Genomic DNA, 7,474 nt, shown 5'->3' with positions numbered 1-7,474 from the left:
CACGACGGACACCCTTGCCTCTGGCTGTGAGCTTGGCACTACCTCCTGCTCATCGGGACTTTCACCCTATAGAAATCGCCCATGCCGGGCACACGACGACTTCGCCCGGCCCGGCAATCACTGCCGGACCGGGCGAATTTTTATTGGAGAAAATTCAGGCACTCACCTCTCAGGGGAGTGCTCTTCTTCTCTCAGCGCGCAACGCGGGAAGCAACGAAGTCAGCCGCTTCCTCAACATTCACCATCGTCTTTTCGGCGAGGTTCGTGCGGTCGGCGTATTCAACTTCACCCGTCTTGAGGCCGCGGTCGCCGATCACGACGCGGTGCGGCACGCCGATCAGCTCCCACTCGGCAAACATCACGCCGGGGCGCATGTCGCGGTCGTCAAGGATCACGTCGACGCCCTTCGCGAGGAGCTCCTCATAGAGCTTGTCGGCCGCGGCGCGGACGGCTTCGCTCTTCGCGTAGTTCATCGGGCAGATCACCACTTCGAAGGGGGCAATGGCGTCGGGCCACATGATGCCCTTGTCGTCGTGACGCTGCTCGATCGCGGCGCCCGCCACGCGGGTGACGCCGATGCCGTAGCAGCCCATCTGCATGGGCTGGGGCTTGCCGTTTTCGTCGAGGAAGTTGGCCTGCATCGGAGCCGAATAGCGGGTGCCCAGGAAGAAGACGTGGCCCACTTCAATGCCGCGCTGCAGACGGAGTACGCCCTTGCCGTCGGGCGACTGGTCGCCCTCGACGACGTTGCGCAGATCCATCACGACGGGTTCCGGCAGGTCGCGCCCGAAGTTGACGCCCGTGTAGTGGTAGCCCTCTTCGTTGGCGCCGCAGCAGAAGTCGCTCATGTCGGCCGCGGTCTTGTCGGCATACACCGCCACGTCGCCCTTGAGGCCGATGGGGCCGAGGTAGCCCGGCTTCGAGCTGAAGGCGGCAAGGATTTCCTGGTCGGTCGCGAAGCGGAAGCCTTCCTTCAGTTCAGGAATATGGCCCGCCTTCACTTCGTTCAATTCATGGTCGGCGCGAAGGAGCACAAGGACGATCTTCGCCGGGAGCGGCTCGCCCTTTTCGTTCGTGCGGTCGGCGGCAAGTACGACGCTCTTGATCGAGGAAAGGAACGGGATGCCGAGATATTCGGTCACGAGCTCGCACTTTTCCTGACCCGGAGTCGCGCGCTTTTCCATCTTTTCCTTCGGTTCCGCACGGCCCGGGAGCACGGAGGAAGCTTCCGCAAGCTCAATATTGGCCGCGTAGTCGGAATCGGGGCAGTAGGCGATGACGTCTTCGCCCGCGTTCGCGATCACCTGGAACTCGTGCGAGCGGGAGCCGCCGATCGAGCCCGTGTCGGCGCGCACGGCGCGGAAGACGAGGCCGATGCGGTTGAAGATCCTCTGATAGGCCTCGTACATCCTGTCGTAGGACTTCCCGGCGCCTTCCTCGTCGCGGTCGAACGAGTACGCGTCCTTCATCGTGAATTCGCGGCCGCGCATCACGCCGAAGCGCGGACGGCGCTCGTCGCGGAACTTCGTCTGAATGTGGAAGAAGTTGACGGGGAGCTGACGCCAGCTCTTGATTTCCTGACGCGCCACATCCGTGATCACCTCTTCGGAAGTCGGCTGAATCACGAAGTCGCGCATGTGGCGGTCCTTGATGCGCAGAAGCTCAGGACCGTACTTTTCCCAGCGGCCGGTTTCCTGCCAGAGTTCCGCCGGCTGAACCATCGGCATGAGGAGCTCAATCGAGCCCGCGCGGACCATTTCCTCGCGGATGATCTTCTCGATCTTGCGGATGACGCGCAGACCAAGAGGCATGTAGGTGTAGACGCCCGCGGCAAGCTTCTTGATCATGCCGGAGCGGATCATGTACTGCTGGCTGATGACGTCGGCATCGGCGGGGGCTTCTTTGAGAGTCGAAATAAAGAATGAACGGGCTCGCATAGGATTCAATTCCGGCTTCCTCAAGGAGCTTCAGGGGCAACCTGCCCTCTCGTGCTCCTGCGGGAAGCGTTTGGGAGTGTTGAAGCCGCTTTCGCGAGCGCTGATTGGCAGTCATGCGGAAGCGGCAAAAAAAGCGGGAGATATTTTAAATTCAGAGCACGACAAGATTGTCGCGATGGATCATCTCGGGCGCATCGCAGGCGCCGAGAATGCGGCTGATGTCCTCCGTGTGCGCGCGGCAGATGCGGCGGGCGTCATCGCTCGCGTAGCTCACGAGCCCGCGGGCGACCTCATGGCCTTCCTCGTCGACGCAGACCACCATTTCGCCTCTCACGAAGTCGCCTTCAACGGCCTTGACGCCGACAGGGAGAAGCGACGTGTGGCTCTCGCGGAGCGCGCGCACGGCGCCCGGATCGAGCACGAGCCGGCCGGCGGAGCGCAGATGATCCGCAATCCACTGCTTTCTCGCGTGAAGCACCGAGGACGCGGGCTTCAGATGCGTGCCGATCAGCTCGCCCTCGGCCAGACGCACGAGCACGTTTTCCTCCCGGCCCGAGGCAATGATGGTGCCGGCGCCGGAACGCGCGGCGCGCTTTGCGGCGAGGATCTTCGTGATCATGCCGCCCTTTGAGAGCTGGCTCGCGGCGCCCCCTGCCATTTTCTCGAGCTTCGGGTCGCCGGCAGTGGCTTCCGCGACGAATTCCGCATCCGGGTTCGAGCGAGGATCCGCCGTATAGAGCCCCTTCTGATCCGTGAGGATCACGAGCACATCGGCTTCAACAAGGTTCGTGACGAGGGCGCCCAGCGTATCGTTGTCGCCCACCTTGATTTCCTCAGTCACCACGGTGTCGTTCTCGTTGATGACGGGAACGATCCCGAGGGAAAGAAGCTCAATCAGGGTCATGCGGGCATTGAGATACTGCTCGCGGTCGGCCAAGTTCGCATGTGTGAGGAGAATCTGCGCCGTCCCGATGCCGTGCGCGGCGAAATGCTCCTCATAGGCCTGCACGAGACCCATCTGTCCAACGGCGGCGGCCGCCTGAAGCTCGCACACGCGCGAGGGGCGCGTGGTCCAGCCGAGGCGCTTCATGCCTTCCACAATGGCGCCGGAACTCACGAGCACAACTTCGCGCCCCATGGCGCGCAGCTCAGCAATCTGATGCGCCCAGCGCTCGATCGCCTCGATGTCGACGCCTCGTCCCTCGTTGGTGACGAGCGCGCTGCCGACCTTGACGACGATGCGGCGGGCATTCTCTAAGAGTGAAGTCATGTTGCGACCTTCGAAGAATTCGGGCGGCGCATGCTTCCCTGAAGAAAAGCTCCGCCCGGGGGAAAGAGGATCTCGTCAGGCGTCTTTAATTGGCAGCCGGATCAAAGGGAGTATTGCGCGCTTCGTCGAAGCGCTCGTCGTCCAAGAACTGCTGCTCGGCTCGGCGATCCTCGTCGATCTTCTGAGCGAGCTTGTTCACAAGCTCCGGGAGCCCCTCGCGGGTGGCAGCGGAGACGGCGAATACCGGCTCATGCTCGCGGGCGAAGGCGTCGCGGAACTTCTTGATGAGCGCCTCGCGATCCTCTTCGGGGACGAGGTCCATCTTGTTGAGGACCACCCAGCGGGGCTTGGCGGCAAGCTCCGGATCGTACTTTTCGAGTTCGTCCACAAGCGCGTGCGCCTGCTCGAAGGGATCGACAGATTCGTCGATCGGGCAGGCATCGATCACATGGAGCAACACCTTCGTGCGCGAAAGATGACGGAGGAACAGGTGTCCGAGGCCGGCGCCTTCCGCAGCGCCTTCAATGAGGCCGGGAACGTCGGCAAGAACGAAGCTCTGCTCAGGCCCCACGCGCACCACGCCGAGATGCGGATGAAGCGTCGTAAAGGGATAGTCCGCAATCTTCGGGCGGGCATTGGACACCGCCGAAATGAGGGTGGACTTGCCGGCATTGGGCATCCCGAGAAGGCCCACATCCGCGAGCACCTTGAGTTCGAGCTCGAGCGAGCGGTACTGACCGGGTTCGCCCGGCGTGAACTGGCGCGGAGCGCGGTTGACGGAGCTCTTGAAGTGAAGGTTCCCGAGACCGCCCTTGCCGCCGGCGGCAAGAAGCGCGCGGGCGCCGTGTTCAGCGAGGTCGGCGACCGTTTCGCCCGTATCCGTGTCGCGGATGATCGTGCCCACGGGCATGCGCAGGACGATGTCCTTGCCGCCCGCGCCGTAGCAGTCTGCACCGCGCCCGTTTTCGCCGCGGGAGCGAAGAACTTTCTCGTGTACTGATAGTCGACGAGCGTATTGATGTTGCGGTCAGCCTCAGCCCACACGGAGCCGCCGCGGCCGCCGTCGCCGCCGTCAGGGCCGCCCTTCGGAATGAACTTCTCGCGGCGGAAGCTCGCGGCGCCGTTGCCGCCCTTGCCGCCCTGAACCTCGATTCTGGCTTCGTCGACGAATTTCACAATAGGCCTCGATAAAAATGTCGGGGAATAAAAAAAGATTGAGGATGCTTATAACGCAAAAGCCCAGCCGGGAGATCCGCACTGGGCTTTTTTTCGATCCGGAACGGACCTCCGCTTCATAAGGAGCAGAAGTCCGCTTTCGTCCGGCCGGCTGATCTCAAATACAGAGGAGATCAGAGGGCCGTCGGTTCGACGTGAACGTAGTGGCGATGGAACGCACCCTTCACTTCGAACTTGACGACGCCGTCGACAAGCGCGTAGAGGGTGTAGTCCTTGCCCGTGCCGACATTGTCGCCGGCATGGAACTGCGTGCCGCGCTGACGGACGATGATGCCGCCGGCGTTGATGGCCGCATTGCCGAAAACCTTCACGCCAAGGCGCTTCGCCTTGGAATCACGACCGTTGCGGGTAGAGCCGCCGCCTTTCTTATGTGCCATTTTCTTTTACTCAAAGAGAGGAATTAAGAACCAATCAAGCATTGATCGCGTCGATGCGAACTTCAGCGAAGTGCTGGCGATGGCCGCCAGACTTCATGGAGTGCTTACGACGGCGGAACTTGAAGATGCGAACCTTGTCGGTACGGCCGAGCTTGGTGATGGTGCCCGTAACAGTGGCGCCCTCAACAACGGGCTTGCCAACCTTGAGGCCGTCCTCGCCGGAAACAGCGAGAACTTCGGTGAAGGTAACCTGGGAGCCGGCGTCCTGGCCGAGAAGCTCGACCTGAACAGAATCGCCGACGCTGACGCGGTACTGCTTACCGCCGGTCTTGATGATCGCGTACATGTAAATAAACCTCGCCGCCCCGCTTCAACCCGAAAATCCAGGTTTATGCGAAGCCTTTTTGTACTCGACGTGCCTGTGCGGCCGGAGGGAATCCCCGGCAGACACACTCTGGGCGCGTCCATTGCGTGGAAAGAGGCGCATTATTTCACCCGCACGAAGGGCGCGTCAAGCGAAATTCCCATTTTTCCGCACGACTATCCGAGATCATGCAGAGGGCGGGCGCAATGCCCTTGGTTATACTTTGTTTCTCTCTTTCCGGCTTCATCTTCGGATGATTGCCGGACACATGAAAACAGGCAGCAACCAAGCACTATGACTCAAACCACTTCTGCCGAAGACCCGAAGGCGCTCGTGCGCCGGCTTCTCGCCCCCATTGCGTCCGACATGAAAGCGGTCGACGACGTGATCCGCAGCGAACTCGCGAGCGACGTGAGCCGCATGCATGAGATCAGCGACTACATCACGAGCGCGGGCGGCAAGCGCATGCGCCCGGCGCTCCTGATCCTCATCTGCCGCGCGCTCGGCTACAAGGGCGATCTCTGCTGCTACCTCGGCGCCACGATTGAGCTTCTGCATACCGCAACCCTCATGCACGACGACGTGGTCGACGAAAGCGCCATGCGCCGCGGCCGTCCGACGGCCAATGCCCGCTGGGGCAACGGCGCGGCGGTGCTCGTGGGCGACTTTCTCTACACGCGCTCCTTCCAGATGATGGTCCGAGCAGGGAACCTCCGCGTCATGGAGGCGCTCTCAAACGCCGCCAACCGCCTCGCTGAAGGCGAAGTCATTCAGATGGTGAACGCGCACGACCCCTCGGTCGATGAGACGCGCTACTTCCGGGTGATTGAGCGGAAGACCGCCTGCCTCTTCGAGGCCGGCGCCCGCATGGCGGCCGCCATTGCCGAATGCTCGCCTGAAGCGGAGGAAGCCGTCGCCGAATACGCGCTCGCGCTCGGCAACGCCTTCCAGATCGCCGACGACATTCTCGACTACACCGGCGTTGCCAAGGACATCGGCAAAAACCTCGGCGCCGACCTGAGAGAAGGCAAGATGACGCTTCCGCTCATCTATGCCAGGGCCTCCGCCACGCCCGAGGAACAGGCGCTCATCGACGAGGCTGTCCGAAAAGGCGACGGAGACTTTGACAAAATCACTTCCATCGTGATAAGATCCGGCACTCTTGATCGTTGCAAGACGCGAGCGGAACAGGAACTCGAAAGAGGCCGCAAGGCACTTTCTCAAATTCCCCCTTCCATTTTTAATTCAAGTCTGCTAGAATTACTGTCCTTCACTGTTAGACGTGATCGATAAGCGTTCAAACGATGAAGATCTCGGGGTGTAGCTCAGCCTGGTAGAGTACTACGTTCGGGACGTAGGAGTCGGAGGTTCGAATCCTCTCACCCCGACCAGGTTTCAAAGGCGCTGTTTCGCAAGGAACAGCGCCTTTTCTCTTATCTGCATCGGGGGATTTTCATGGGCTGGATTCTGGGACTTACCGGAGGCGCCGGATCAGGCAAAAGCACCGCCGCGGCAATTTTGGCCGAGATGGGCTACCCCGTTGTGGATGCCGACCAGGTTTCCCGCGCGCTCACTGCTGCGGGCGGCGAGGCCATGCCCGAAATCATCCGGGTGTTCGGAAGCGCCATGGCAGCGCCCGACGGCGCGCTCGACCGTCCGAAGATGCGCGAGCTTGTCTTTCGCGACAAGGACGCCCGAAGAAAGCTTGAAGCCATCGTGCACACGAAGCTCGCCGTCAGGGTGGACCGCCTGCTCTACGAAGTGCACAAGGACGCCCCCGTCGTCATTTACGACTGCCCGCTTCTGATTGAAAGCCCTGCCGCACGGGAGCGCGCCGACCGCATTCTGGTGATTGATGCGCCGGAAGCGCTTCAGATTGAAAGGCTTCGGACGCGTTCCGGGCTTTCCCCGGAAGCCGCAAAGCGCCTTCTGGCCGCTCAGGCGTCGCGCCGGGAAAGGCTTCTCGCGGCAGACGACGTCATCATGAATGACTGCACGAAGGAACGCTTCGAAGGACGCGTGCGCTCTTGGGCAGAAGCGGTTCTTCCTCAGATTCGCGCGTGACTACTCCCCGTCCAATTCTTCGAATTGGGCGAGGCTTCTCGCTTCTTTGGTCACAACCCGGATGTCTCCGGGATTTACACGACCTCAGCGAGCATTGGGAGAGGATGTTTCTCTCCGCAGGACGGGCAGCCCCTCCGCCCTCAATTTTCTAATGCCTTCTGCCCGGATGTTGGCTGCAGCGTTGACGTCGCGATCGTGATGACTACCGCAGTGCGGGCAAGTCCAT

At 61.6% G+C, this 7,474-nt stretch carries 7 protein-coding genes, 1 tRNA gene and 1 pseudogene; 3 read left to right on the top strand and 6 right to left on the bottom strand.

The features are described 5' to 3' along the window. Positions 1-191 precede the first annotated feature (191 nt). The 5 genes and pseudogenes from GBM95_RS10390 to rplU form a co-directional block, all read right to left on the bottom strand. On the bottom strand, positions 192-1,937 hold the full coding sequence (locus GBM95_RS10390; protein WP_152159027.1) for a proline--tRNA ligase: 1,746 nt from the start codon (positions 1,935-1,937) through the stop codon (positions 192-194). A 151-nt stretch (positions 1,938-2,088) separates the two neighbouring features. Continuing rightward, complete coding sequence (gene proB, locus GBM95_RS10385) at positions 2,089-3,207, bottom strand: glutamate 5-kinase (protein WP_152159026.1); 1,119 nt, start codon at positions 3,205-3,207, stop codon at positions 2,089-2,091. Positions 3,208-3,292: 85 nt separating this feature from the next. Next, a pseudogene (obgE, locus tag GBM95_RS10380) lies at positions 3,293-4,383 on the bottom strand (GTPase ObgE). A gap of 173 nt (positions 4,384-4,556) precedes the next feature. Further along, a complete protein-coding gene (gene rpmA / locus GBM95_RS10375) occupies positions 4,557-4,820 on the bottom strand; it encodes a 50S ribosomal protein L27 (protein ID WP_139688519.1) in 264 nt (87 codons plus the stop codon). Positions 4,821-4,854: 34 nt separating this feature from the next. Then, entirely contained in the window at positions 4,855-5,166 is a 312-nt protein-coding gene (gene rplU / locus GBM95_RS10370) for a 50S ribosomal protein L21 (protein WP_139688518.1), read from the bottom strand. Positions 5,167-5,478: 312 nt separating this feature from the next. Between rplU and GBM95_RS10365 the strand changes: the two genes are divergently transcribed. The 3 genes from GBM95_RS10365 to coaE all read left to right on the top strand — a co-directional run bounded on the left by GBM95_RS10365 (position 5,479) and on the right by coaE (position 7,248). Further along, positions 5,479-6,477, top strand: a complete 999-nt coding sequence (locus GBM95_RS10365) for a polyprenyl synthetase family protein (RefSeq protein ID WP_152159025.1) — start codon at positions 5,479-5,481, stop codon at positions 6,475-6,477. A 21-nt stretch (positions 6,478-6,498) separates the two neighbouring features. Beyond that, positions 6,499-6,575, top strand: a tRNA-Pro gene (locus GBM95_RS10360). A 64-nt stretch (positions 6,576-6,639) separates the two neighbouring features. After that, positions 6,640-7,248 carry a dephospho-CoA kinase gene (coaE, locus tag GBM95_RS10355; protein WP_152159024.1) on the top strand — a complete coding sequence of 203 codons (609 nt, stop codon included), beginning with the start codon at positions 6,640-6,642 and terminating at the stop codon, positions 7,246-7,248. A gap of 84 nt (positions 7,249-7,332) precedes the next feature. Here coaE and GBM95_RS10350 read toward each other — a convergent pair. After that, positions 7,333-7,474: zinc ribbon domain-containing protein (locus GBM95_RS10350; RefSeq protein WP_152159023.1), on the bottom strand; the 142-nt coding region annotated here is incomplete at its 5' end.

Origin of the sequence: Sutterella seckii, from assembly GCF_009183815.1 — a bacterium.
GTDB classification, from domain to species: Bacteria; Pseudomonadota; Gammaproteobacteria; order Burkholderiales; family Burkholderiaceae_F; genus Sutterella; species Sutterella seckii.
The sequence above is the reverse complement of the archived record's forward strand: the minus strand, read 5'-3'. Positions and strand labels throughout refer to the sequence as shown.

Bases quoted from the DNA above. Each gene is read 5' to 3' on its own strand.
- GBM95_RS10390 (WP_152159027.1), bottom strand. From the start codon at position 1,937: ATGCGAGCCCGTTCATTCTTTATTTCGACTCTCAAAGAAGCCCCCGCC.
- proB (WP_152159026.1), bottom strand. From the start codon at position 3,207: ATGACTTCACTCTTAGAGAATGCCCGCCGCATCGTCGTCAAGGTCGGC.
- rpmA (WP_139688519.1), bottom strand. From the start codon at position 4,820: ATGGCACATAAGAAAGGCGGCGGCTCTACCCGCAACGGTCGTGATTCC.
- rplU (WP_139688518.1), bottom strand. From the start codon at position 5,166: ATGTACGCGATCATCAAGACCGGCGGTAAGCAGTACCGCGTCAGCGTC.
- GBM95_RS10365 (WP_152159025.1), top strand. From the start codon at position 5,479: ATGACTCAAACCACTTCTGCCGAAGACCCGAAGGCGCTCGTGCGCCGG.
- coaE (WP_152159024.1), top strand. From the start codon at position 6,640: ATGGGCTGGATTCTGGGACTTACCGGAGGCGCCGGATCAGGCAAAAGC.